The organism is Arenivirga flava (assembly GCF_030161575.1).
In the GTDB taxonomy this organism is placed as follows: Bacteria; Actinomycetota; Actinomycetes; order Actinomycetales; family Microbacteriaceae; genus Arenivirga; species Arenivirga flava.
Genome location: NZ_BSUL01000001.1, coordinates 2,989,879 through 3,014,393, shown reverse-complemented (window position 1 = coordinate 3,014,393; position 24,515 = coordinate 2,989,879). Strand labels below are relative to the sequence as shown.

The window sequence follows — 24,515 nt, the reverse complement described above, 5'->3', positions numbered from 1 at the left end:
CATCCTGTATGCTGGACCGGTTGCCACGGTTCGCCGCGGTGACGGGGTGTGGCGCAGCTTGGTAGCGCGCCTCGTTCGGGACGAGGAGGTCGCAGGTTCAAATCCTGTCACCCCGACCAGCATCGAAGGGCCCGTGACCGCATGGCGGTCACGGGCCCTTCGTCGTCGTGCGACGGCTACGCGAGCACGCCGCCCGACTCCCGCAGGTAGCACTGGGCGCAGAGCGACTCGTACGCCACCTCGACGCCGTCGATGGCGACCTGACCACCGTCGAAGACGTACCGGTCCCCCAACCGCCGCGCGTTGAAGACCGCCTTGCGACCGCACCGGCAGATGGTCTTGAGCTCCTCCAACGAGTGCGCCACCTCGAGCAGCCGGCGACTGCCCGGGAACGCCCTGGTGCGGAAGTCGGTGCGGATGCCGTACGCCAGCACCGGCACGCCGTCCAGGACGGCGATGCGGAGCAGGTCGTCCACCTGCTCCTCGCCGAGGAACTGGGCCTCGTCGACGAGGAGGCAGGCGACGGGTTGCTCGGCGGACGCGCGCTCCCGCAGGAAGGCCTCACGCATCCGCTCGCCCGGGGCGATGGTGAAGTCGGCCTCCCGCGTGACGCCCAGGCGGCTCACGATGGAGCCGCCGCCCTTGCTGTCGATCGCCGGCTTCGCGAGCAGCACGTGCTGATCGCGCTCCTCGTAGTTGTAGGCGGCCTGCAGCAGCGCGGTGCTCTTGCCGCTGTTCATGGCGCCGTATCGGAAGTACAGCTTGGCCATCAGCGCAGGTAGCCGTCCTCGGCGGCCCGACGGATGAGCTCCGCCTTGCGGCTCGCCGGGCGGCCCGCTTTCGCGTACTTCTCCCGCACGCGGCGCAGGTAGGTCTTCGCCGTCTCGTACTGCACGTTGAGCTGGTCGGCGACCTCCTGCGTGGAGTTGCCGAGCGCGTACAGCGTCAGCGCCGACTGCTCGCCCTGGCTGAGCCGCGGGCGGTGCAGCGGGGCCTCCGCGGGCTCGTCGGCCGGCGCCACGGCGCGGGTCCGGCCGGCACGGCCCATCAGGCGGCGCGCCGCGTCCATGACCTCGGCGAGGGGCATCGACTTCGAGAGGAACAGAGCCGCGCCCGCGTCGAGCGCGCGATCGCGCGCCTCCTGCGAGTCCAGCCCGCTGAGCACGATGACCTTGGCTCCGGCCGCGCGGCAGGTGCGCACCCGCGCCTCGATGGAGACCTGCTCGCGCAGCTGGAAGTCGAGGATGACCAGCTGCGTGGGGAACGCCGCGCTGTGCACGAACTGCGACCACGTGCTGGCGCTGAGGACGAGATCGAAGTCCGTCGCGTGCTCGCGGACCCAGGAGGTGAAGCTGTCGAGCAGCACCTCGTGGTCGTCGAGCAGCGACAACGTGACCGGCGCCGCATCCGTCGTCACCACGTCAGCCCCCACCATGGTTCAACTGTACTGCGACCCTCGGGGCGTCCAGGTCCAGGTGCACGTCGGCGCCGCGGCTGCGCAGCGCGGCGAGATAGGGAGCGGCGGCGTGCTGGATCCGCTGCTCGGAGGTGTGCGCGGTGGCCGTCACGCGCACGGCGAACCCCTCGCCGCGCGGCACGACCGTCGCGGCCAGGCTGCCCGCCTCGTACTCGGGTTGCTCGACGAGCAGACGCATGAGCGCGCGCAGGACCGCGCGCTCCTCCTCCGGCACGGCGGCAGCCGGCCGGCCCGGATCGTCGAGCGGCGCGCCGCCGTTCTCGGCGAGGAGCACGTCGAGCCAGGTGCGATCCGCGTCGTGGAGCAGGTGACGGCGCACCGATGCGGCGACGCGGTCCGCCTCGGCGCGGTCCTGCGGGCGCACCTCCTCGCGTTCGAGGAGCCCGGAGAGGAACGGCACCGCCGCCGCGTTGAGGAGGCTGACGTGCCCCTGCTGCACGGAGCGGGCGATGCCTGCGTCGAGACCCGCGACCTCGGCGCGGTGCTCGCTGCTGGAACGCGCGCGCCAGCGCGCGAGCGCGGCGATGAGCGAGCTGCCGAACGCGGCTCCGCCGAGCGGCGGCGCGATCGCCGGCACGAGCGTCTGCAGCGCGAGGGCGACGAGCGGCTGGCGGTGATCGGCGCCGGAGGCGAGCACCTGCCCCACCGTCACGGCTCCGATCAGCAGACCCGCACCGACGCCCACGACCACGAGCTCTCGCGGCGGACGGTGCATGGCCAGCAGCATCGTGACGACACCGACGAGCACGGGCCCCCAGTCGTCCCGCAGGCTGCTGTTGCACGACCAGCCGGCCGCGGCGGCCAGCGCTGCCGCGGCCAGTGCGAGCGCCACAATGACCAGATGCCGACCGGTCGTGACGACCGGTGCGCCCGGACGCGTCGCGTGGACCAGCACGCCGAGCGCGGCGCCGCCCGTGACCACTGCGACGGCGGCGAGGAGCGGTACGTCGATCTGCCGTGCGCCCGCGAACGTCATGACGACGACGAAGCCGAACGCCCAGACGGCCCCCGTGACGACGAAGGAGCCGCCGTCCATCCGGGAGAGCGGATCCCACAGCCCCTCCGCGCCGCTGGAGGGCGACGACGAACGTCGCGTCATCCGATGCCTCCGGCGGTTGCCGAACCGTCGTGCATCCGCTCACGGGGGTGGCGCGCGTCGCCCGCGTCCGCCAAGGGCGCCGAGATCAGCACCGCGGTGCCGTTGCCGGGACTCGACCAGACGCGCACGCTACCGCCGACCGCCTCCATCCGCTGCGCCACCGAGGTCCGCAGGCCGAGGCGGTCCGCTCCGGTCTCGCCGACCGCGAACCCTCGGCCCGCGTCGACCACCAGGACCGACACGTCGTCGTCGGAGACCTGGATGGTGAGCTCGGCGCGGTCGACGCCGGCGTGCCGGTGCACGTTGACGAGGCACTGGCGCGCCGCCTGCACGAGCGCGGTCGCGCGCTCCGGATCGAGCAGGTCGGTGGCGTGCGGATCGCCGGAGACCTGCACGTCGAGTCCCTCCGCACGCAGCTCGTCGATGGTGCGGCCGAGCTCGCCGCTGCGCCACCGCGCGGCGGTGCTGCGTTCGCGCTGCGTGGCCGACTGCAGCCACTCCTCCCCCACCAACGCGATCAGGTCCGAGCGGATGCGGTCCGCCAGCGCCGGGTCGAGCCGCCCGTCGGGCGCCGCCGCGACGGCCGCCAGATGGCCCAGCACCGTGTCGTGCAGCACCGCAGCCGCCCGCTGCTCGGCGTTGGCGCGCAGATCCGCGAGCCGCTGCTCGCGGACCGCCTGGTAGAGCCGCGGCCGGGCCTCGCCGGTGCGGCGCACGTCGTACCACAGAATCGCGAGCAGCCCGGCGTAGGCGACCAGCGCGGAGCAGGCCACGACCGCGAACCGCGGGGTCCCGCCCGTCTGCGCCACGGCGAGCGAGGTGGTGAGGCCGGCGGCGACGAAGCCGCCGGTGGCCCACAGCACGCTCGAGCGCAGTCCCGCCCCGGCGCCCCCGCCGAGCACGAGGGCGATCTGCGGCAGGACGACCGCATCGATGTCGTCGCCGACGTGCGGTCGCAGAGCGGCGAAGAGCACGAGGGCGTGGGCGTAGTGGCAGGCCGCGCCGAGCCCGAGGAAGGCCGCCGCCGCGAAGCCGCTGCGGTGCCGATGCGCGTACCAGAGCAGGCCCAGCATCGGTACGAGCGCCAGGGCGGCGGGCCAGAGCACCGCGTCCGGCGCCGCCGACTGCAGCGCCGCGAGGCTGCAGAGCGCACCGATCAGGAGCACGGCTGCGATGGTCTTCGTCGCCCGGCTGTACGCCTGGATGGTCGCCGGTCCGCTGAGATGGGGTGGGAGGCCGAAGGTCATCGCGCTGCGCACCTCCTCCCGACGGCACCATTCTGGGGTACAGCCGCGGTGCTCCGCGCACCCCAGACCGGGGGCGTCGGGTCGTCAGAACAGGGTCGGTCGGGGTGCAGGCTCGGCGACGCGCAGCGCCTCGACGGCGACCCGGCCGAGGGCGGTCGAGCGCACGCCCCCGGTGGACGGGTCCTCCTCACGGCGCGTCAGCCCGTGCCGGCTCAGCAGCGGCGTGACGCGCTCGCGCAGCCAGCGCCGGTAGTCCTTCGGGGCGTACGGGCTGTCCCGGTACATGGCGCGGTACCGTCCGGCCAGTTCCGGATGCTCGCGGGCGATCCACTGCAGGAACCACTCCTTGGCACCGGGGCGCAGGTGCAGCGCCGTCCAGCTGACCGAGCTGGCCCCCGACTCGCGGATCGCCGCGAAGGCACGGTCGAGGTGCGTCGTGGTGTCGGTGAGGTACGGCAGCACCGGCATGAGGAACACCGACACGTCGAAGCCCGCCTCGGTCGCCGCGCGCACGGTCGCGAGCCGCGCTGCCGTGCTGGGCGTCCCGGGCTCGATCGACTGCTGCAGCTCGTCCTCGAAGATCGCGATCGACATCGCCAGGTCGACCGGCACCTGCTCCGCCGCCGCCTTGAGCAGCGGCAGGTCACGCCGCAGCAGCGTGCCCTTGGTGAGGATGGAGAACGGTGTGCCGCTGCCGGCGAGCGCCTCGACGATGCCCGGCATGAGCGCGTAGCGCCCCTCGGCCCGCTGGTAGGGATCGGTATTGGTGCCGAGCGCGACCGGGTGCCGCCCCCACCTCGGCTTCGCGACCTCGGCGAGCAGCACCTCGGCGACGTTCACCTTGACGACCACCTCGTTGTCGAAGTCGGCACCGGCGTCGAGATCGAGGTAGCGGTGCGTGCTGCGCGCGAAGCAGTAGACGCACGCGTGCGAGCATCCGCGGTACGGGTTGACCGTCCATCCGAACGGCATCGCGCTCTGGCCGGGCACGCGGTTGAGCGCGCTCTTCGCGAGCACCTCGTGGAAGGTCATGCCGGCGAACTCGGGCGTGCGCACGCTGCGTACGAGCCCGGACACGCCGATCAGCCCCGTCGCCGAGGCGGCCTCGACCGCTTGCCCGCTCCACCGCATCCCGTCATTCGAACACACGTTCGAACACGGGTCAAGTCGTCAGCGCTGCGGCCAGTCCCGCTCGGCCGCTCCGGTGTAGAGCTGCTGCGGGCGGCCGATCTTCGTGGCCGGGTCCTGGTTGAGTTCGCGCCAGTGGGCGAGCCAGCCGGGCAGACGGCCGATGGCGAAGAGCACGGTGAACATGCGGGGCGGGAAGCCCATGGCCTTGTAGATGACGCCCGTGTAGAAGTCGACGTTCGGGTAGAGCTTGCGCTCCTTGAAGTAGTCGTCGTCGAGGGCGATCTGCTCGAGCTCCATGGCGATGTCGAGCAGCGGATCCTTGACACCCAGGTCGGCGAGCACCTCGTTGGCGCTCTCCTTGACGAGCTTGGCGCGCGGGTCGTAGTTCTTGTAGACCCGGTGACCGAAGCCCATGAGGCGGATGCCGTCCTCCTTGTTCTTCACCCGCTCCACGTACTGGGCGACGCTGTCGCCGGAGTCGCGGATGCGGGCCAGCATGCCCAGCACCGCCTCGTTGGCGCCGCCGTGCAGCGGGCCGTACAGCGCGTTGATGCCCGCGGAGATGGACGCGAAGACGTTCGCCTCGGTCGAGCCGACCATGCGCACGGTCGAGGTGGAGGCGTTCTGCTCGTGGTCCTCATGCAGGATCAGCAGGCGGTCGAGCGCCTTGCTCAGCACCGGGTTGACCTCGTAGGGCTCGGCGAGCGTGCCGAAGTTGAGTCGCAGGAAGTTGTCGACGAAGCTCAGCGAGTTGTCGGGGTACAGGAACGCCTGCCCAAGGCTCTTCTTGTGCGCGTACGCGGCGATGACAGGCAGCTTCGCCAGCAGGCGGATCATCGACAGCTCGACCTGCTCCGGGTCGCGCACCGAGAGCGAGTTCTGGTAGTAGGTCGACAGCGCCGAGACGGCGGAGGAGAGCACCGACATCGGGTGCGCGTCGTGCGGCAGCGCGTCGAAGAAGCGGCGCATGTCCTCGTGGAGGAGGGTGTGCCGGCGGATGCGCTCGTCGAAGCCCTGCAGCTCGTCGGGCGTGGGCAGCTCGCCGTAGATGAGCAGCCAGGCCACCTCGAGGAAGGTCGAGTTGGCCGCGACCTGCTCGATCGGGTAGCCGCGGTAGCGCAGGATGCCCGCATCGCCGTCGATGTAGGTGATCGCGCTGCGGGTCGCCGAGGTGTTGACGAACCCGTAATCGAGGGCCGTGTAGCCGGTCTGCTTCGTCAGCGTCGAGAAGTCGATGCTGGCTGCGCCGTCGGCGGCTCCCAGGATCGGGAACTCGGCCGTTCCTCCGGGGAACTGCAGGAAGGCCTTCTCGCCGTCACCGCTCACTTCGCCTCCTCAGGTGTGTGATGGACTCGCATCCGGCACCGCACCGGGGGTTCGTGGCTCCCCGTCGATGACCGCTCGACCAGCCTAGGGGTGACCCCTGGGAGCGGAGAATCCGCTTTCCGCCGGAGCCGAGCGGCCGCGGCGGCGATGCGCTCGTCGCTCGCGGTGAGCGCCACCCGCACGTGCCGCCCCGATCCCTCCCCGTAGAAGGTGCCGGGCGCCGCGAGGATGCCGAGTTCGGCGAGCTCGGCGAGCGTGGTCCAGGCGTCGTCGTCCTTCGTCGCCCACAGGTAGAGCCCCGCCTCGCTGCGGTCGATGCGGAAGCCCGCCTCGCGCAGCGCGGGCTCGAGCACCGCCCGTCGCGACGCGTACACGCGGCGCTGCTCGGCCACGTGCTCGTCATCCCGGAGCGCGACCGTCATGGCGTGCTGCACGGGGGCCGGCGGCAGCAGGCCGAGGTGCTTGCGCACCTCGAGCAGGTCGGCGAGCACGCCGGGGTCGCCCGCGGCGAACGCGGCGCGGTACCCCGCGAGGTTGGACTGCTTGCTGAGCGAGTACACGGCGAGCACGCCGTCGACCGAATCGCCGACGACCTCGGGATCGAGGATGCAGGGGTCGGGCGGTGCGCCCACTCCCCGTCCAGCCGAGCTCGGCGTAGCACTCGTCGCCGATGATGAGCGCCCCGAGCTCGCGGGCGCGGGCGACGGCGGCGCGCAGCTCGTCGACGCCGAGCACCCGGCCGTCGGGGTTGCCGGGGCTGTTCAGCCAGACGAGCTTCGTCGCCTCGGGCCATTCGGCCGGGTTGTCGCTCGCGAGCGGCGTCGCGCCGACCGCCAGGGCGCCGATCGCGTAGGTCGGGTACGCCGTGGCCGGGTGCACGACGACGTCGCCGGGCCCGAGGCCGAGCTGGAACGGCAGCCCGGCGATGAACTCCTTCGAGCCGATCGTCGGCAGCACGTGCTCGGCGCCGAGGCCGGGCACGCCGCGCCGCCGCGCGAACCAGGCGGCGATCGCCTCGCGGAGCGCGGGGGTGCCCACCGTCGCCGGGTAGGCGTGCGCGTCCGTCGCGGCGACGAGCGCATCGCGGATCACCTGCGGCGTGGCGTCGACCGGTGAGCCGACGGAGAGGTCGACGATGCCGTCGACGTGCTCGCGGGCGCGCGCGGCGAGCGGCCGGAGCGTGTCCCAGGGGAAGTCCGGCAGCGCGAGCGCCATGATCAGTCGCCCTGGGGCGGGAGCGCCTTGACGAGCGCGTGGTCGTGGTCGACCGCGCCGAGCTTGGCGGCGCCGCCGGGCGAGCCGATCTCGCTGAAGAACTCGACGTTGGCCTTGTAGTAGTCGGCCCACTCGTCCGGCAGATCGTCCTCGTAGTAGATGGCCTCGACCGGGCAAACCGGCTCGCACGCACCGCAGTCGACGCATTCGTCGGGGTGGATGTAGAGCATCCGATCGCCCTCGTAGATGCAGTCGACGGGGCATTCGTCGATGCAGGCGCGGTCCTTGACGTCCACGCACGGCAGGGCGATCACATAGGTCACAGCGGGGGTTCCTCTCGAGGGTCGAGGCGTGCCCCGATCCTACCGTCGCGCAGCTGCGAGGTCAGACCCCGCCGTCCGGACGCGGCGTGTGCGCGAAGCGGGGCCAGGCGGCGACGAGCAGCGCGAGCACCGGCATGCCGAAGCCCCACACCTGCGAGAGCGCCTCGACCCCGATGAGCACGGTGCCGGCCGGGCTGGGCAGCTGGGCGGCGACCACCACGACACCGAGGCAGACCGCGGCGACCACCACCGGCAGACGCGCGTCGATCGTGCCCCGCAGGCCGACGAGCAGCAGCAGGCCGACCGCGAAGGCGAGGGCGATGCCGAAGCGGATGGGCACCGCGCCGATCTCGAGCACTGCGAGGTGCTGCAGGGTGCCGAGCAGGCCCGCCGCGGCGCCGAGCACGCCTGCGAGGGCGGTCAGCAGCACGCGACCGGGCCGGTCGAGGTCGGCGAAGCGGATGGGGGCGGACAGTCCGTCGGCGGCGGGCTCGCTCATGCCGCCGGCTCCTCCGAGCCCGCGGCCGACGGATCGCCGACGCGGTAGGTGAGCGCGTCGCCGTCGCGGTTGACCTGCACCAGGTACTCGGTGCTGCTGAAGACCGCCGAGTACGCCTCGCCGGTGACCTCGTTCACCGTCGTGTAGCCGGCAGCTTCGAAGTCGGCCCGTAGCGTGGCGATGGCCGCGTCGACATCGGTCGGCGTGACGGAGACCTGCCAGCCTCCGGCCCCGCCTCCGCCGAGGTAGACACCCATGCCGAGCTCGCCCTCGGCGAGCGGAACGGCCGCCTCGGGGAAGCCCTGCGGCAGCTCGCCCTGCACGTAGTCGACGTCCCCGCCCGTGGCCTCCTCGATCGCGTCCTCCGCCGCCTGCTGCGGATCGAAGAACGGGTTCGGGAAGCAGGCGGTCAGGACGGGCAGCAGCGCGAGCGCCAGGACGGCGGGCGCGATCGCGCGGGCGCGACGGGGCATCGGGGCTCCTCGGGACGGGGCGGTCGGGGCGCGGTCAGTGTAGCGACCGGGGATGCGGAAGGGGCGCCGGACCATCGGTCCGACGCCCCCTGCTCAGCGGATCAGCTCTGCTTCTTGCGGCGCGACGCCTCGCGGGCGCGGGCGTTCGCGTCGAGCTCGACCTTGCGGATGCGCACGACCTCGGGGGTCACCTCGACGCACTCGTCCTCGCGGGCGAACTCCAGGCACTCCTCGAGGGTGAGCTGGCGCGGCGGCACGAGCTTCTCGAAGTTGTCGGCCGTAGCGGAGCGCATGTTGGTGAGCTGCTTCTCCTTGGTGATGTTCACGTCCATGTCGTCGGCGCGCGAGTTCTCGCCGACGATCATGCCCTCGTAGACCTCCTGGGTGGGCTGCACGAAGAAGTTCATGCGCTCCTGCAGGTTGATCATCGCGAAGGGGGTGACGACGCCCATCCGGTCGGCGACGATCGAGCCGTTGACGCGCGTCTCGATGTTGCCCGCCCAGCGCTCGTAGCCGTGCGAGATCGCGTTGGCGATGCCGGTGCCGCGGGTGATGGTGAGGAACTCGGTGCGGAAGCCGATGAGGCCGCGGCTCGGCACGATGAACTCCATGCGCACCCAGCCGGTGCCGTGGTTGGACATGTTGTCCATGCGGCCCTTGCGGGCGGCGAGCAGCTGGGTGATCGCGCCGAGGTGCTCCTCGGGGGTGTCGATGGTCAGGTGCTCGTACGGCTCGTGGACCTTGCCGTCGATCTCCTTGGTGACGACCTGCGGCTTGCCGACGGTGAGCTCGAAGCCCTCGCGGCGCATGTTCTCGACGAGGATGGCGAGCGCGAGCTCGCCGCGGCCCTGCACCTCCCACGCGTCGGGACGGCCGGTGTCGACGACTTTGATCGAGACGTTGCCGATGAGCTCGCGGTCGAGGCGGTCCTTGATCATGCGGGCGGTGAGCTTGTGGCCCTTGACCTTGCCGACGAGCGGGCTCGTGTTGGCGCCGATGGTCATCGAGATCGCGGGGTCGTCGACCGTGATGGCGGGCAGCGGGCGCACGTCCTCGGGGTCGGCGATGGTCTCGCCGATCGTGATGTCCTCGATGCCGGCGATCGCGACGATGTCGCCGGGGCCGCCCTTCTCGGCGGGGAAGCGCTCGAGCGCCTTGGTGATGAGCAGCTCGGTGATGCGCACGTTGGCGACGGAGCCGTCGTGCTTGACCCAGGCCACGGTCTGGCCCTTCTTGAGCTCGCCCTGGAAGATGCGCAGCAGCGCGATGCGGCCGAGGAAGGGGCTCGAGTCGAGGTTGGTGACGTGCGCCTGCAGCGGGTGCTCGTCGTCGTACTCGGGGGCCGGCACGTGCTCGAGGATCGCCTCGAAGAGCGGCTCGAGGTCGTCGTTGTCCGGCAGCGTGCCGTTCTCAGGGCGGTTGCGGCTGGCGGCGCCGGCACGGCCCGAGGCGTAGACGACGGGCACGTCGAGGATCGCGTCGAGGTCGAGGTCCTCGACCTCGTCCGCGAGGTCGCTGGCGAGGCCGAGCAGCAGGTCCTGCGCCTCGCCCTCGACCTCGACGATGCGGGCGTCGGGGCGGTCGGTCTTGTTGACCAGCAGGATGACGGGCAGCTTGGCGGCGAGCGCCTTGCGCAGCACGAAGCGGGTCTGCGGCAGCGGGCCCTCGCTCGCGTCGACGAGCAGCACGACGCCGTCGACCATGCTCAGCCCGCGCTCGACCTCGCCGCCGAAGTCGGCGTGGCCGGGGGTGTCGATCACATTGATCGTGATCGGGCCCTCGGTGGCGTGCTCGCCCTCGTAGCGCACCGCGGTGTTCTTCGCGAGGATCGTGATGCCCTTCTCGCGCTCGAGGTCGTTCGAGTCCATCATGCGGTCCTCGGCCTCGAAGTGGGCGTCGAAGGAGTTGGTCTGCTTGAGCATGGCGTCGACCAGGGTGGTCTTGCCGTGGTCGACGTGGGCGACGATCGCGACGTTGCGCAGGTCGGAGCGGAGGGCGCGGGCCATGGAGGTGTCCTCGAGACTTGAGTAAGGGATTCGGGCGCGACGGAGCACCCCGGAGACTCAGAGTCTACCGCGCGCGCGAGCGGTACCATCCGCGCATGGCCCGCCTCCGGCATCCGCTGCTCCCCGTCGTCGCCGATCCCTACGATCGCCGCCGTCTCGGCCTCGAGCTGCTGGTGGTGCTGGCGATCGCCTTCGGAGCCTCGACGTTCAACTCGATCATCACGATCGTGAACCGCCTGACGATGGAGGTGGCGCTGTCGCAGCAGACGGCGACCATCACGCGGTCGTACGACGAGCGTCCGCTCTTCGACCTCGCCTACCAGCTGGTCTCGATCGCCTTCGGGCTGATGCCGGTGGCCCTCGTGCTCTACCTCTTCTGGCGACGGGATCGCCCGCACCTGAGCGTCATCGGCCTCGAGCGGCGCCACTGGGGGCGGCAGACCCTCTGGGGCGTCGCACTGGCCTTCGCCGTCGGCATCCCCGGCCTGGTCGTCTACCTCGTCGGCCGCTCGCTCGACCTGACGACCACGGTCGTGCCCACGGCGATCGACCAGTACTGGTGGACCGTGCCGGTGATGGTGCTCGTCGCCGCCCGCGCCGCCCTCATCGAGGAGCTCATCGTCGTCGGATACCTCTTCGCGCGCCTGCGCCAGCTCGCCTGGGGCGCCTGGGCGGTCATCGGCGTCAGCGCCGTCGTGCGCGGCTCGTACCACCTGTACCAGGGCGTCGGGCCGTTCTTCGGCAACGTCGCGATGGGCGTGCTCTTCGGCTGGCTCTACCAGCGCTATGGGCGGGTGCTGCCGCTCGTGATCGCCCACTTCGTGATCGACCTGGTCGTCTTCGTGGGCTACCCGTTCGCGGCGGCGGCGTGGCCGGAGCTGTTCGGGCTGCCGTCGGGCGGCTGAGCGGGCGGGTCCGCGAGGGACGAGCGGATGCGGTCAGCGCGTGACCGCGACGGCGATCGCCGCCCAGACCACGAGCGCGGCGAGCCCGAGGAGCACGTCCGCGTTCCAGCGGACGGACGATACCGGGGCCGAGGCGTTGGGCGCGGCCGCCTCGCGCAGCTCGCGCAGGATCTCGAGCTCGCGCTCGGCGGGCTGTTCGGGGTTGCGAGGATTCGCCTTGCGGGCCGCCATGCTCCAGGCCTGCACCCGACGGCCGTCATGGAAGACCACCTCCGCCTGCCAGCGCATACGGAGGTCGTCGACCGACGCCCACGGGCCGCTGGTGGTGCGCAGCGGGTTGCGCACCGCGATGCCCTCGCCGTCGGCGAAGACTCGGGGGATGCGAGGAACGCCCAGACCGCCCAGACGGGCAGCAGCAGCCACGGCGCGATCAGCAGTGCGTCGAGGAGACTCCCCCGCACGAGCACGTCGATGAGGAGCCCGAGCACCAGCACCCCTACGACGACGAGCCAGACGGGACCCGCGGTGCCGCGGATGGTCCGGCCCGCCGCCGACGGGTGCGGTGGGCGATCGGTCATCGGCCGCCGTACTCCACGGACGCGCCCGGGATCGCGGCGAGCAGCCGCTTGGTGTACTCCTGCTGCGGACGCGCGAAGATCTCGTCCACCGCGCCCTGCTCGACGACGCGCCCCTGCTCCATGACGCAGACCAGGTCGGCCGCGACGCGCACGACGGCGAGGTCGTGCGTGATGAACAGGTAGGTCAGGCCGAGCTCGGCCTGCAGCTCGGCGAGCAGCTGCAGGATCTGATCCTGCACGAGCACGTCGAGCGCCGAGACCGCCTCGTCGAGCACGACGATGCTGGGCTTGAGCGCGAGCGCGCGGGCGATCGCCACGCGCTGGCGCTGACCGCCCGAGAGCTCGTTCGGGTAGCGCGAGGCCAGCTCGCGCGGCAGCGAGACCTGGTCGAGCAGCTCAAGGACGCGCTGGCGGCGCGACTCGGCGTCGCCGAGCTTGTGCACCACGAGCGGTTCGGCGATCAGCGCGCCGATCGAGCGCAGCGGGTCGAGCGAGCCGTAGGGGTCCTGGAAGACCGGCTGCATCCGACCTCGCAGGTCGAACACCTGCTTGCTCGAGAGCGTGGTCGCATCCACGCCGTCGATCAGGATCGAGCCGCTCGTGGCCTGCTCGAGCTGCAGCACCATCTTCGCGACGGTTGACTTGCCCGAGCCGGACTCGCCGACCAGCGCCAGCGTCTTGCCCTTGGGGATCGAGAAGGAGACGCCGTCGACCGCTCGGAAGGGTTCGCTGCGGAAGCCGCCGCGGCGGATCTTGTAGTCCTTCACGAGGTCGCGCACCTCGACGACGGCCGGGGCTTCCTGCAGCACCTCGGTCGTCGTCTCGATGCCGCTCGCCTCCGCCTTGGCCTGGATGCGCTGCGAGGCCAGGCTCGGCGCCGCTGCGACGAGGCGCTGCGTGTACGGGTGCTGCGGGCTCTCGAGGATCGCCCGGCTCGGGCCCGACTCGACGATCTCGCCCTGGTTCATCACGATGATGCGGTCCGCGCGGTCGGCTGCGAGGCCGAGGTCGTGGGTGATGAAGAGCACCGAGGTGCCCTTCTCCCGCGTGAGGGTCGACAGGTGGTCGAGGATGACCCGCTGCACCGTCACGTCGAGCGCGCTCGTCGGCTCGTCGGCGATCAGCAGGGCGGGGTCGGCCGCGAGACCGATGCCGATGAGCGCGCGCTGGCGCATGCCGCCCGAGAACTGGTGCGGGAACTGGTGCAGGCGCCGCTCGGCGTCGGCCAGACCCGCCTGCTGCAGCACCTCGATGGCTCGTGCCTCGACGGCCTTGCGCCCGGTCGCCAGGCCGTTGGCCTTGATGGCCTCCTTGACCTGGAAGCCGATCGACCACACCGGGTTGAGGTTCGACATCGGGTCCTGGGGCACGTAGCCGACGCGGCGGCCGCGGAGGGCCTCCATCTCGCGGCGGCCGATCGTGGTCAGCTCCTGACCGTCGAGCGTGATGCTGCCCGCGGTGATCGAGCCCGTACCGGGCAGCAGATCGATGACCGCGGCCGCCGTCGTCGACTTGCCGGAGCCCGACTCGCCGACGATCGCGACGGTCTCGCCACGGAAGACGTCGAGGTCGACGCCGTGCAGCACCTCGCGCTGCTTGGCGCCCGTGCCGAAGGCGACCTTGAGGCCGCGGATGCTCAGCAGCGGCTGGTTCATGGAGTGTTCCGTCCGATCGCTCAACGCTGGGCCCGCGCCTTCGGGTCGAGGGCGTCGCGGAGGAGCTCGCCCAGGGTGATGAACGCGAGCACCGTGAGGGTGAGCGCGATCGAGGGGTAGATGAGCGTCCAGGGCGCGGTGCGGATCGTCGTCTGCGCCTGGCTGATCTCGTTGCCCCACGACATGGTCGTGAATCCGAGCCCGACGCCGAGGAACGAGAGCGTCGCCTCGGCGACGATCGCGGTGCCGAGACCGATGGTCGCGACGACGATCACCGGCGCCATGGCGTTGGGCAGCACGTGCACGACCAGGGTCTTGAAACGCGAGAGGCCGAGCGCGATGGAGGCCATCACGTAGTCGGACTGCTTGACGCGCAGCACCTCGGCGCGCACGATGCGAGCCGTGCCGGCCCACGAGAACCCGCCGATCGCGAAGGCGAGGGTGAGCTCGCTGCGATAGTCGCTCAGCACGGTCATGACGACGATGGCGGCGATGATGTAGGGGATCGTGAAGAAGATGTCGCCGACGCGCGAGAGCAGCGAGTCGAGCCAGCCCCCGTAGAAGGCCGCGAGCGAGCCCATGATCACGCCGATCAGCGTGCCGATGAGGGTTGCGAGCAGGCCGACGATCAGCGAGGTGCGGGTGCCCCAGGCGATGCGCGACCAGACGTCGCAGCCCTGCCGGGTGAAGCCGAGCGGGCTGCCGGCCTCGGGACCCTGGTTGCTGAAGGCGAGGTTGCAGTCGCGGATCGGATTCATCTGCGTCAGCAGCCACGGGAACGCCGCGACGAAGATCAGCACCGCGACGAAGGCGAGCGAGACCCAGAAGGTCGGGCGCCGGCGCAGATCGCGCCAGGCGTCGAGCCAGAGGTTGCTCGGCTTCTCGTCGATGCGCACGGCATCGACGGTGACCGAGGCGTTCTTGACCGGCGCGACGTAGTGCTGCGGGGTCGGGTTGTTACTTGACATAGCGGATCCTCGGGTCGAGCAGACCGTAGAGCAGGTCGACGAGCAGGTTCACGAAGACGTACGCGATCACGAAGACCGTGACGAAGGAGACGACGGTAGGCGCCTCGTGGCGCAGGATCGCCTGGTAGAGCGTGTTGCCGACACCGGGCACGTTGAAGATGCCTTCGGTGACGGTCGCGCCGACCATGAGGATGCCGAAGGTCGTCGCGGTGTCGGTGACCATCGGGATGAGGGAGTTGCGCAGCACGTGCACGGGGACGACGCGCCCGCGGGAGAGCCCCTTCGAGTACGCCGTGCGCACCCAGTCCTGGCCGAGGGTCTCGATCGTCGACGAGCGGGTGAGCCGCATGCTCGTCGCATAGATGCCGACGCCGAGGGTGATGGCCGGCAGCGTGAGACCGAGCCAGCCGTTGTCGGCACCGACCGTCGGGCTGAACCAGCCGAGCTGCACGCCGAACGTGTACTGCGCGAGGAAGCAGATCACGAACACCGGCACGGAGACGAAGATCAACGAGACGATCAGCGAGACCTGATCGAAGAGCTTGCCCTTGAAGATCGCGGAGAACAGGCCGATGACGATGGCCAGCAGGAAGGAGAGCGCGATCGCCATGACCGCCAGGCGCAGCGTGACCGGGAACGTCCGCTGCAGCACCTCGATGACCGGCTGCCCGGAGAAGCTGGTACCGAAATCGAGCTGGAAGACGCCCATGATGTAGTAGAAGTACTGCACCACGAACGGCTCGTCGAGGTGGTACTGCGCCCGCAGCGCCTCGAGCAGCGCGGGGTTTGGCACGCGGTCGCCGAACAGCGCGGCGATGGGGTCGCCGGGCATGGCGAAGACCATGAAATAGATCAGCAGGGTGGCGCCGAAGAACACCGGGATCACCTGCAGGACTCGCCTGAGGATGTAGCTCCCCATCGGTCTCACTTCCCTTCGAGGGGGTTCGGGTGGGTTCACGTTCGCGAGGAGGGGGTCGCGCACGCCTGTGTGGGGACCGGCGTGAACGCCGGCTCCATTCTGTCGCATGGAGCCGGCGTGGGCGCCGCACACGTCACGAGGCGGTGGCGTCGACCGCCACCGCCCCGTGATCAGTTACTGCGCGGAGATCACTCCCAGGGGGAGATCTCGTTGGCCTCGGCCCACAGCTCGGCTGCGCGCTCCGGGTTGTACTCGAGAACCTCGGCGCCCTCGAGCGAGTCCGTCCAGCCGTCGATGACCGGCGAGGTGAAGTCGCTGGCCGGGGTGCGGGTGCCCTGGAAGATGACGTCGGTGATCTGCTGGCGGTCGATCGCCATCGAGATCGCCTGACGGCGCAGGATGCCCTCCTCGCCCTCGAAGTGCTCGAGGCGCTCGGGGATGGTGAAGGACTGGAAGATCGCGGCCGGCTGGTTGACCGCGCGGTCGCCGAGCTCCTCCTCGTAGGTGCCGAAAGCCGAGTCCGGGATGGCGTCCAGCACATCGAGCTGGTTCGCGAGCAGGTCGTTGTACGCGCCGACCTGGTCGGCGTAGAAGACGATCTGCAGACCGGAGTTCTGCGGGGTGCGCGGACCGTCGTACGCCTCGTTCACCGAGAGGTCGATCTGCACGTCGTGCTGCCAGGCGCCCTCGGCGGCCAGCTTGTACGGGCCGTTGCCGATCGGGTTCTCACCGAAGGCCGCCATGTCGTCGAACGCGACGTCGGGCAGCGGGAAGTACGCCGAGTAGCCGAGGCGCTGCGCGAAGTCCGCGGCCGGCTTGTTCAGCGTGATCGTGAACGTGTACGGGTCGACCTCGACGAGACCGGTCAGCTCCGAGTCCTCCTCGGCGTTGTAACCCTCGATGTCCTCGAAGAAGTAGCTGGAGAGCTGCTGGTTCGAGGCGAGCGCGCCGTAGTTCCACGCCTTGATGAAGTTGTCGGACGTGACCTCCTCGCCGTTGGAGAAGGTGAGTCCCTGGCGGAGCTTGACGGTGAGCTGCGTGGGCGAGTCGACGGTGATCGACTCGGCGACGTCGTTGACCGCGCTGCCGTCGGTGTCGTACTTGACGAGACCCGCGAAGATGGCGTCGAGGATCTTGCCGCCGCCGACCTCGTTGGTGTTGGTCGGGATCAGCGGGTTCTGCGGCTCGGAGCCGTTGGCCGTGACGACGGAGCCGTCGGCCTTGGTGATCTGATCGAAGACCGCGACGGAGTGCCAGTCGAACTCGACGTTGTCGACGTTCTCGCTGTAGCCGCCGACGACGTTCGAGTACCAGAGCGGGATGACGGGCAGATCGGCGAGGAGGACCTCCTGCGCCTGCTGGTAGAGCTCGTTGGCCGCGTCGAGGTCGGTCTCGGCCGCACCGGCGGCGATGAGGTCATCGAACTCCGGGTTCGAGTAGTCGCCGTCGTTCGAGCCGGCGCCGGTCGCGTAGAGCGGGCCGAGGAAGTTGTAGAGGCCGGGGTAGTCGGCCTGCCAACCGGTGCGGAAGGCCGACTCGATGACGCGGTCGGTCACCTCTTCGCGCAGGCCGGCGAAGTCGGGGTAGGGCTCGCCGATCGCGGTGATGTCGAGCGTGCCGGCCACCGAGTTGACGACCGCGTCGACCCAGGCAGCGTGGCCGCCGTCCGCGTTGTACGCGATGGCGAACTCCGTGTCGGTGCCGCCGCCGCTGCCGCCTCCGTCGGGCGCGCAACCGGTGAGGGCCAGGGCCCCCGCGGTCAGCACGCCGAGAGCGATGCCTGCCTTCTTCTTCACTATGCCTCCATTGCGCAAAGGGTGTCCGGTCACGACGCCTGTCGGGTGTCGCCGAACCAGAGGCACTCTAAGCGAGCTCCTAGTCCGGGCCAAACGGGGGACATTACAACCGTGTTACATCTTCCCGGCCGTCCCCCATTCGTGCGCGGAGGCCTCCGCGTGATCGATCGGGCAGCGGTCCCGTTGTGGTAAAAGCAGTCCCGCGCCCGAGGAGCACTCGATCCTCGAGGACTGCCGAAACTGCCGATGACCGGCCATTCCTTTCGGGGCCGCAGGGCCGTGACGCGACGTCCGCGAACTGCGCGATGACGGACCATCCGTCCACGGCGGCCACCGAGGACCGGCGCACCGCGCATCCACGGGGTACAAACGCGCGATCCTCCGCGATCGTCGGCCCCCACCCAGGCGGAGCACCGTGTCGGCATGCGGCGCCCGATGACGCTGCATGGCGGCAGGAACGCTTCTACAGGAGATAGAATCCGAGCATGCGCTCCCCCAGATCACGCCAGCGCGGCGAACTCGAATCCGCCGTCATGGATCTGCTGTGGGATGCGGGCCGCCCGCTCACCGCGCGCGAGGTCCAGGAGTCCGTGGAGGAGCCGCAGCCGGCGATCACGACCGTGCTGACCGTGCTCGAGCGCCTGCGCGAGAAGGGCTGGGTCGACCGCGAGAGCGGGTCGAGCCGCGGCCTGCTCTTCGCCCCCACCCTCAGCCGCGAGCACCGCGTCGCCGGCGCCATGGCCACCGCGCTCGCCTCGACGAGCGACCGCTCCGCCGCCCTGATGCAGTTCGCCGGCGAGCTCTCGATCGCCGACCGCGACCTGCTGCGCGCCGCGATCGCCGGTAACGCGGCCGACTGACTCCGAGGCCCCATGGCCCTCAAGATCATGCTCCTCATGGAGCTCAGCATCATGCTGACGCTCCTCGCGCCGATCGTGCTCGTGCGCGGCAAGCTGGCCTCCAAGCATCCGATGCTGCTGCTCAGCGCCTGGCACTCCTCGCTGCTGACTGCGGCGCTCGCACTGCTGCTGGCCCTGGGCATCCTCATCGCCAACGGCGTGCTCGCCCAGGTGGAGCACCCCGGCGCGATCGGGTGGCTCGATCCGCTCGCCGCCGCCATCCTCGCCTGGGGAGCGCTCGCGATCCTCGGCGTCATCGGCGTGCGCATCTGGTGGCAGGCGGATGCGCTGGCGAAGGAGGCCCGCGAGGCCGCCGACCGCTTCTCGGTCTTCTTCGGCCGCTCGGTGCGGCACATGGCGATGGGGCGCTGGTACGTGCGGCTCGTCGAGTTCCCGGTGCCGATCGTGGCGGCGCTGCAGTCGCCGCGCGGCATCATCGTGAGCACCGAGGCGCGAGACCGGTTGAGCGAGCGGGAGCTGCGCGCGGTGCTCTGGCACGAGGACACCCATCTCGCGCACCGGCACTCCGCAGCGGTGACCATCGGCCGGCTCGCGCAGAGCTGCGTGCCGATGCTGCCGGCCGCCGAGCGCATGGCCCAGGCGACGAGCCTCGTCGTCGAGCTCATCGCCGACGACCGAGCGGCGGCGCACAGCGGCGCCGGCAACGTCGCGAGCGCGCTCGTCAAGCTCGGCGGCGACAGCGAGACCACGGCCCTGCGGGCGGCGAGACTGCGAGCGGGAGCCAGCAGGGCGGGCAACGGCTGGAAGCTCGCCGCCACAGCCATCTGGGCGGCACCGCTCATCCCGCTGGCGATCGCATTCTGGCCGGTCGGCTGAGCGCCGGCGCTCCACTCGCCGGACGTCGGATGAGCCCCCGGTGCGAGTCCGCACCGCGGCCACCGCATCCGCTCTAGCGTGATCGCATGAGCATTCAGAGCCACGCGGCGAGCCTCGAGCAGCTGCACCGTTCCTCGACCATCCTCCGCGTCGTCAACGTGTGGGACGCCATCACCGCCAAGGTGGTCGCCGACCTGCCGGAGACCCGCGCCCTCGCCACGGCGGGTCACTCGATCGCAGCGAGCCACGGCTACGCCGACGGCGAGATCCCCGCGGACGAGATGATCGCCGCCGTCGCGCGCATCGTCGCCGCCGTCGACCTGCCCGTCAGCGCCGACCTCGACGACGGCTACGCCGACCCGGGTGAGACCGTGCGCAAGGCCATCGGCGTGGGCGTCGTCGGCGCCAACGTCGAGGACCGGCTGCGACCCCTCGACGAGGCCGTCGCCCGGGTCGAGGCGATCGTGCGCGCCGGCGAGGCGGAGGGCATCCCGTTCCAGCTCAACGCGCGCACCGACGCCTTCGTGCGCGGCGGCGACCGGCCGCGCGAGGTCATCCTCGACGACGCGATCGCGCGCGGCACGGCCTACCTGGAGGCCGGCGCCAGCACCGTCTTCGTGCCGGGTCCGATCGACCGCGCGGCGGCCGAGCAGCTCGTCGGGGCGTTCGGGCCCGGGCGCCTCAACGTGATCGGCGTGCCCGGCGCGCTCACCGCGCAGGAGTACGAGGAGCTCGGTGTGGCCCGCATCTCCTACGGCCCGTGGACGCAGAACGTGGCGCTGACCGCCCTCAAGAACCTCGCGGTGTCGCTCTACGACGGCGGCGCGATCCCGGAGGGCACCGAGAAGCTCAACTGATCGCCGCATGACGAGGGCCGGTCCGCGGGTTGCGGGCCGGCCCTCGCGGCGTTCAGCGCTGCGCCCGGTCCGAGCGCACGGCGGCCGTGTTGCGCACGAACACGATGAGCCAGACGAGCACCAGCCCCGTCGCGACGAGCTCGTAGCCGGTGAAGTTGTAGTAGCCGACGCTGAGGAAGAGCACGGTCGAACCGAGCACGCCGGCGACCATGAGGTAGTTGAGCAGCAGGAACGGCCGGGGCAGGCCGGGCAGCAGCGCCGGCAGCCCGCAGGCGAGCACGACGAAGACCAGGCCCATGCCGCTGGCCGCGGTGTTGTGCAACGGCATGTTCGCGTTCACGCTGACCGCCCCGACGGTGGCGAGCAGCAGGCCGATGAGCAGCACGCCCACCTGCAGGATGCGGACCCGTCGCGAGGTGCTGCGCCGCGATCCGGGCCTCCCCGCCAGCCGGCGAGGTCGACGGCGACGCGGTCGGCGATGCCGACGACCACGAGGCCGGCCACGATGAGCGTGGCGTTGAAGATGACCGCCGAGGCCGTGATGCCGACGCCGAGGGCGCTGAGGTTCTTGTCCCACCACAGCGGATCGTTGGCGGTGAGCATGGCGCTGAGCGCCCCGGCGATGAGGAACAGGCCGAGCAGCGAGGAGAGCGACGTGGTGCTCACCCGAGCGCCGCTCAGCGCGATGAAGTACGTGGCCAGGCCCGAGACGAGTCCGACGATGCCGGCGGCGGTCCAGCTGTCGAGGGCGAGGCGCAGGAAGGCGTCCTGCAGCACCGCGAAGCTGCCGAGCAGACCGAGCGCGGCGATGCCGATGTGCACGAGCACGAGCGCGGCGAGGTCGACGACCGAGCGGATGCGATGGCCGATCCGCCGGGGACGTCGCGGCCGCGGAGCGCTCACGTAGGTGCTGAGGAAGGCGGGCACGCCGAGCACGGCGACGGCCGCGGCGGCGGTGACGCCGACGGAGAGGCCCTCGTCGAGGAAGCCCGCGGCCAGTCCGCCCGAGAGCGGCACCCGCATCTCGAGGAACAGCACCGCGGCGGCGGCGCTTGCGACGGCCACCGAGCCGATGGCCACGAGCAGCGCCCTGGACTCGACGGAGACCCCGCGCGGGATGCGCGAGCGTGGCGGGGCGTCCGCGATCCCGGCGGTGCGCGCATCCGCTGCGGACTCGGTGCTGGTCATCCGCGTCATGGTAGCGAGCGCGTGGAGCCGGAGCCTCCGATGCGGTGCCGTCCGCCTGGGAGCGAGCGGCGCATCCGATCGGCCCACCGATGAGAATGCCCTCCCGGCCAGCACCCCTACTGGACGGGAGGGCGGACGCGCGGAGGTTCAGTCCTGCGCGTCGGGCGCCGGCTCAGCCGGCGAGTCGGGTGCCCCGGTACGGGTCCGGGTCGAGGGAGAGGCGCAGGCCTGCGAGCGCGGTCAGCCGACGCCGTCCGCCGAGCGGGTCGATGGCGAAGCCGCTGTAGCGGTCGAGGTAGCTGTCCTCGAGCAGGGCGTCGACGACGGTCTCGCGACCAGCCTCGGACTCGATGACCGAGCGGGCCAGCACGGTGTCGTGCTCGTCGAAGACCTCGACCACAACCTCGTGGCGATCGTCGATGGTGTACGCGGAGACGGCGTGCGCGCGGGTCGCGACGGTACGCGGCAGGTTGCGCAGCGTGGGGATGTCGGACACGGCGATCCGCCTTCCTCCGGGTCGCGACGGCCGATTCGGACGGTCGCGGCGATGCTCCGGATATCGCTAGAGACCCTATTTACTTCGCGAACATGCCTCAAGCGCCGTCCAGCCGCTTCCCCGTTTCGAGGTCGTCGCAGCGTCATCCGCGGCGGCGGCTGCGCTACGAGGACAACGCGAGGGTGAAGCGCACGTTGGCGGGCTCGCCGTCCACGCCCTCGACCAGTCGTGCATCCGTCACCGTCGGGCGGAGGGCGCCATCGATCGCGGTGATGCCGAGATCGCCGACCGCATTGCGCCCGGCACCGAGGAGGACCGGAGCGACGTAGGCCACGATCTCGTCGACGACGCCGGCGCGCAGGAAGGCCGCGGCGAGCGTCGGCCCGCCCTCGAGGAACACGTGGCGGCGCCCGCGCTCGAACAGCTCGGCGAGCGCCTCGCGTGGTTCGCGGGTGCGCAGCAGGAGGGTCTCCGCGGCGTCATCGAGCACCCGGGCGCCGGTCGGCACGGCTCGCTGCCCCATGACGACGCGCAGCGGCTGGCGGGCGATCGTCTCGCCGTCGTCGCCGCGCACGGTGAGCCGCGGGTCGTCCGCGAGCACGGTGCCCGTGCCGACGAGCATCACGTCGGCCTCGGCGCGGAGCCGGTGGGTGTCGCGGCGGGCCGCGGCGCTGGTGATCCACTGGCTCGTACCGTCCGCGGCGGCGCTGCGCCCGTCGAGCGAGCCGGCGAACTTCCACGTGACGAGCGGACGGCCCGAGGCCACGCCGTGCAGCCATGCGCGATTGAGCGCGCGCGCCTCGTCGGCGAGCAGACCCTGCGCGACCTCGATGCCCGCGGCCCGCAGCGTCTCGGCGCCACCGCTCGCGAGCGGGTTCGGATCCGATTGCGCGAAGACGACGCGGCGGACCCCCGCTCGGATGAGGGCCTGCGCGCAGGGGCCGGTACGCCCCGTGTGATTGCACGGTTCGAGCGTGACGACGGCGGTCGTGCCGCGGGCGGCCTCGCCGGCGCGGCTCAGCGCATCCGCTTCGGCGTGCGCGGTGCCCGCGCCGCGGTGGAAGCCCTCTGCGACGACCGAGCCGTCGGCGGCGAGCAGCACGCTGCCGACGCGGGGGTTCGGGCCGAGCGGCACCGCCGGGTCGGCGGCGAGCTCGAGGGCGCGTCGCATCGCGGCGGTCTCGGCCGCTCCGAACGTCACGACGCGGCGGGGTGCTCGAGATCGAGGGTGTGCGCGGTGTGGTCGCGCTTGGCCTCGAGGTAGTGCAGGTTCGAGCTCGACAGGTGCACGCCCGTGGGCACGCGCTCGGCCACGGCGACGCCGAACCCCTCGAGCTGCGCCGCCTTGTCGGGATTGTTGCTGAGCAGGCGGATGCGCTGGGCGCCCACCGCGAGCAGCATCTGCGCGGCCGCGCGGTACTCGCGCTCGTCCTCGCCCCGGCCGAGCGCGACGTTGGCCTCGTACGTGTCGAGGCCGGAGTCCTGCAGCGCGTAGGCGTCGAGCTTGGCGTAGAGGCCGATGCCGCGGCCCTCCTGTCGCAGGTACAGCAGGAAGCCGCCGGTCTCGGCGATGCGCTCGACGGCCTCGCGCAGCTGCGGGCCGCAGTCGCAGCGCAGCGAGCCGAAGACGTCGCCGGTGAGGCACTCGGAATGCGGGCGCACCAGCGGCGCGGTGCCGCCGGTGGCCGAGCGCTCCAGCGCAGCCTGCCAGTCGCCGAGGCCGAGCAGCAGGTGCTCCCGGTCGTCGACGAGGTCGGCGAAGGTGACGACCTGCGCGACGGTCTCGTAGCCGTCGGCGAAGCGCAGCGGCACCCGCACGCTGGTGCGGACGGCCGCGGGAGGGAGGTTCTCGTTCATGGCCACTCCTGATGGTTCAACGCTCAAGTAACCGCTCGTGCTCGACGGATTATTCCCTGCCTCGCCGCGATCCGTCATCCGAGCTGGTCGATCCTCGCACGAGCCCCTGACGTGGCGGACCGCGCTCGGCGGAGACGCAGCGGCGAGCCTCCCACGGAGCGGATCCTCCGAGGGCCCGGGCCCTCATCGAGGACGGCGGGGATGCGGCAGGATGCGAGGCCCGACGGCGGTGGTCGCCGGGACCGCCCTCGCTCGCGCCAGCGTCGCGATGAACCCGTCGACGGGGATCGGCTCGAGATCGTAGACGACGCCGTCGAGCACGGCGCGCCCGTCACCGGTGAAGCGGATGCGCTCCGCTGCGATCCCGGGCCGGCAGCCGTCGGCCTTGCGCACGGCCTCGATCCGCGTCCGGCGTCGCACGGTCGCGCCGGGCGTCCGCGCATCCGCTCGTTCGAGATCGACGCCGACGGGTCGGTCCGGGCTGAACGCCACGACGGTCACACCGTCGGCGTGGGCGACGCTCGCGTGGCCGCTCGCGGTGGAGACCCGTCCGTGCGCCCCACCGCAGCTCGGGCGGAGGGCGGTGACGTCCTCCGCGCCGAGGCCCGCGAGCAGCGCGCGCCCGGTGGCGCGACGACCGTCGGGACCGTCGGCCGACCATGCGGTGGTGACGCCGCGCATCCGCCCCCTTCGCCCGATGATCATCGCACCGGGGGCGCGGGAGCACCGCATCTCACGCTGTCGAGCGCTCGTCGAGGTCGTGC

General features: G+C 71.4%; 25 protein-coding genes, 1 tRNA gene and 1 pseudogene. 5 read left to right on the top strand and 22 right to left on the bottom strand.

Annotation, left to right across the window (positions count from 1 at the left end):
- Window positions 1-42 precede the first annotated feature (42 nt).
- Window positions 43-119, top strand: a tRNA-Pro gene (locus QQK26_RS14850).
- A 57-nt stretch (window positions 120-176) separates the two neighbouring features.
- Here QQK26_RS14850 and QQK26_RS14845 read toward each other — a convergent pair.
- From QQK26_RS14845 to typA, 11 genes and pseudogenes are all read right to left on the bottom strand, one after another.
- On the bottom strand, window positions 177-770 hold the full coding sequence (locus QQK26_RS14845) for a thymidine kinase (RefSeq protein WP_284234148.1): 594 nt from the start codon (window positions 768-770) through the stop codon (window positions 177-179).
- Window positions 770-1,435, bottom strand: a complete 666-nt coding sequence (locus QQK26_RS14840) for a LuxR C-terminal-related transcriptional regulator (protein ID WP_284234146.1) — start codon at window positions 1,433-1,435, stop codon at window positions 770-772. The genes QQK26_RS14845 and QQK26_RS14840 overlap by 1 nt, the downstream gene beginning before the upstream one ends.
- Window positions 1,422-2,576 carry a hypothetical protein gene (locus QQK26_RS14835; RefSeq protein ID WP_284234144.1) on the bottom strand — a complete coding sequence of 385 codons (1,155 nt, stop codon included), beginning with the start codon at window positions 2,574-2,576 and terminating at the stop codon, window positions 1,422-1,424. The genes QQK26_RS14840 and QQK26_RS14835 overlap by 14 nt, the downstream gene beginning before the upstream one ends.
- On the bottom strand, window positions 2,573-3,823 hold the full coding sequence (locus QQK26_RS14830) for a sensor histidine kinase (protein ID WP_284234142.1): 1,251 nt from the start codon (window positions 3,821-3,823) through the stop codon (window positions 2,573-2,575). The genes QQK26_RS14835 and QQK26_RS14830 overlap by 4 nt, the downstream gene beginning before the upstream one ends.
- 84 nt (window positions 3,824-3,907) lie before the next feature.
- The gene (locus QQK26_RS14825; RefSeq protein WP_284234140.1) at window positions 3,908-4,954 is read right to left on the bottom strand and encodes an Rv2578c family radical SAM protein; all 1,047 of its coding nucleotides are present in this window, start codon (window positions 4,952-4,954) and stop codon (window positions 3,908-3,910) included.
- A 39-nt stretch (window positions 4,955-4,993) separates the two neighbouring features.
- Window positions 4,994-6,280 carry a citrate synthase gene (locus tag QQK26_RS14820; RefSeq protein WP_284234138.1) on the bottom strand — a complete coding sequence of 429 codons (1,287 nt, stop codon included), beginning with the start codon at window positions 6,278-6,280 and terminating at the stop codon, window positions 4,994-4,996.
- 125 nt (window positions 6,281-6,405) lie between these two features.
- Window positions 6,406-7,495 (bottom strand): annotated as a pseudogene (dapC, locus tag QQK26_RS14815) (succinyldiaminopimelate transaminase); the annotation flags it as partial.
- Between the two features lie 2 nt (window positions 7,496-7,497).
- Complete coding sequence (gene fdxA / locus QQK26_RS14810; RefSeq protein WP_284234136.1) at window positions 7,498-7,818, bottom strand: ferredoxin; 321 nt, start codon at window positions 7,816-7,818, stop codon at window positions 7,498-7,500.
- Window positions 7,819-7,879: 61 nt separating this feature from the next.
- Complete coding sequence (locus QQK26_RS14805) at window positions 7,880-8,317, bottom strand: hypothetical protein (RefSeq protein WP_284234134.1); 438 nt, start codon at window positions 8,315-8,317, stop codon at window positions 7,880-7,882.
- Window positions 8,314-8,790 (bottom strand): hypothetical protein, encoded by a 477-nt coding sequence (locus QQK26_RS14800; RefSeq protein ID WP_284234132.1) that lies wholly within the window; start codon window positions 8,788-8,790, stop codon window positions 8,314-8,316. The genes QQK26_RS14805 and QQK26_RS14800 overlap by 4 nt, the downstream gene beginning before the upstream one ends.
- Before the next feature lie 101 nt (window positions 8,791-8,891).
- Complete coding sequence (typA, locus tag QQK26_RS14795) at window positions 8,892-10,796, bottom strand: translational GTPase TypA (protein WP_284234130.1); 1,905 nt, start codon at window positions 10,794-10,796, stop codon at window positions 8,892-8,894.
- A 95-nt stretch (window positions 10,797-10,891) separates the two neighbouring features.
- Here typA and QQK26_RS14790 point away from each other — a divergent pair, with 95 nt between their 5' ends.
- Window positions 10,892-11,701, top strand: coding sequence for a CPBP family intramembrane glutamic endopeptidase (locus QQK26_RS14790; protein ID WP_284234128.1), 810 nt, complete (start codon window positions 10,892-10,894; stop codon window positions 11,699-11,701).
- A 33-nt stretch (window positions 11,702-11,734) separates the two neighbouring features.
- Here the strand turns inward: QQK26_RS14790 and QQK26_RS14785 are convergent, their stop codons facing one another.
- From QQK26_RS14785 to QQK26_RS14765, 5 genes are all read right to left on the bottom strand, one after another.
- Window positions 11,735-12,124, bottom strand: coding sequence for a PH domain-containing protein (locus QQK26_RS14785; protein WP_284234126.1), 390 nt, complete (start codon window positions 12,122-12,124; stop codon window positions 11,735-11,737).
- A 151-nt stretch (window positions 12,125-12,275) separates the two neighbouring features.
- Window positions 12,276-13,934 (bottom strand): ABC transporter ATP-binding protein, encoded by a 1,659-nt coding sequence (locus tag QQK26_RS14780; protein ID WP_284234124.1) that lies wholly within the window; start codon window positions 13,932-13,934, stop codon window positions 12,276-12,278.
- 20 nt (window positions 13,935-13,954) lie between these two features.
- Complete coding sequence (locus QQK26_RS14775; RefSeq protein ID WP_284234122.1) at window positions 13,955-14,902, bottom strand: ABC transporter permease; 948 nt, start codon at window positions 14,900-14,902, stop codon at window positions 13,955-13,957.
- On the bottom strand, window positions 14,892-15,821 hold the full coding sequence (locus QQK26_RS14770; RefSeq protein ID WP_284234120.1) for an ABC transporter permease: 930 nt from the start codon (window positions 15,819-15,821) through the stop codon (window positions 14,892-14,894). Before QQK26_RS14770 ends, QQK26_RS14775 begins: the two co-directional genes overlap by 11 nt.
- Window positions 15,822-16,009: 188 nt before the next feature.
- The gene (locus tag QQK26_RS14765) at window positions 16,010-17,617 is read right to left on the bottom strand and encodes an ABC transporter substrate-binding protein (protein WP_284234118.1); all 1,608 of its coding nucleotides are present in this window, start codon (window positions 17,615-17,617) and stop codon (window positions 16,010-16,012) included.
- Between the two features lie 485 nt (window positions 17,618-18,102).
- On the opposite strand from QQK26_RS14765, the gene QQK26_RS14760 reads away from it, so the two are divergent.
- The 3 genes from QQK26_RS14760 to QQK26_RS14750 all read left to right on the top strand — a co-directional run bounded on the left by QQK26_RS14760 (window position 18,103) and on the right by QQK26_RS14750 (window position 20,210).
- Entirely contained in the window at window positions 18,103-18,477 is a 375-nt protein-coding gene (locus tag QQK26_RS14760; protein ID WP_284234116.1) for a BlaI/MecI/CopY family transcriptional regulator, read from the top strand.
- 12 nt (window positions 18,478-18,489) lie between these two features.
- Window positions 18,490-19,353 (top strand): M56 family metallopeptidase, encoded by an 864-nt coding sequence (locus QQK26_RS14755; protein WP_284234114.1) that lies wholly within the window; start codon window positions 18,490-18,492, stop codon window positions 19,351-19,353.
- A gap of 86 nt (window positions 19,354-19,439) precedes the next feature.
- Window positions 19,440-20,210 carry an isocitrate lyase/PEP mutase family protein gene (locus QQK26_RS14750; RefSeq protein WP_284234112.1) on the top strand — a complete coding sequence of 257 codons (771 nt, stop codon included), beginning with the start codon at window positions 19,440-19,442 and terminating at the stop codon, window positions 20,208-20,210.
- Window positions 20,211-20,262: 52 nt separating this feature from the next.
- Here QQK26_RS14750 and QQK26_RS14745 read toward each other — a convergent pair whose 3' ends face one another.
- The 6 genes from QQK26_RS14745 to QQK26_RS14720 all read right to left on the bottom strand — a co-directional run bounded on the left by QQK26_RS14745 (window position 20,263) and on the right by QQK26_RS14720 (window position 24,432).
- Window positions 20,263-20,595, bottom strand: coding sequence for a hypothetical protein (locus tag QQK26_RS14745; RefSeq protein WP_284234109.1), 333 nt, complete (start codon window positions 20,593-20,595; stop codon window positions 20,263-20,265).
- Window positions 20,547-21,398: a hypothetical protein gene (locus QQK26_RS14740; protein WP_284234104.1), complete on the bottom strand. Its 852-nt coding sequence runs from the start codon at window positions 21,396-21,398 to the stop codon at window positions 20,547-20,549. Before QQK26_RS14740 ends, QQK26_RS14745 begins: the two co-directional genes overlap by 49 nt.
- A 172-nt stretch (window positions 21,399-21,570) precedes the next feature.
- On the bottom strand, window positions 21,571-21,894 hold the full coding sequence (locus QQK26_RS14735) for a hypothetical protein (protein WP_284234102.1): 324 nt from the start codon (window positions 21,892-21,894) through the stop codon (window positions 21,571-21,573).
- A gap of 163 nt (window positions 21,895-22,057) precedes the next feature.
- A complete protein-coding gene (ribD, locus tag QQK26_RS14730) occupies window positions 22,058-23,065 on the bottom strand; it encodes a bifunctional diaminohydroxyphosphoribosylaminopyrimidine deaminase/5-amino-6-(5-phosphoribosylamino)uracil reductase RibD (RefSeq protein WP_284235370.1) in 1,008 nt (335 codons plus the stop codon).
- A 26-nt stretch (window positions 23,066-23,091) separates the two neighbouring features.
- The gene (locus QQK26_RS14725; protein ID WP_284234100.1) at window positions 23,092-23,751 is read right to left on the bottom strand and encodes a GTP cyclohydrolase II; all 660 of its coding nucleotides are present in this window, start codon (window positions 23,749-23,751) and stop codon (window positions 23,092-23,094) included.
- Window positions 23,752-23,934: 183 nt separating this feature from the next.
- Window positions 23,935-24,432 carry a 4'-phosphopantetheinyl transferase family protein gene (locus tag QQK26_RS14720; protein ID WP_284234098.1) on the bottom strand — a complete coding sequence of 166 codons (498 nt, stop codon included), beginning with the start codon at window positions 24,430-24,432 and terminating at the stop codon, window positions 23,935-23,937.
- Between the last annotated feature and the right edge of the window lie 83 nt (window positions 24,433-24,515).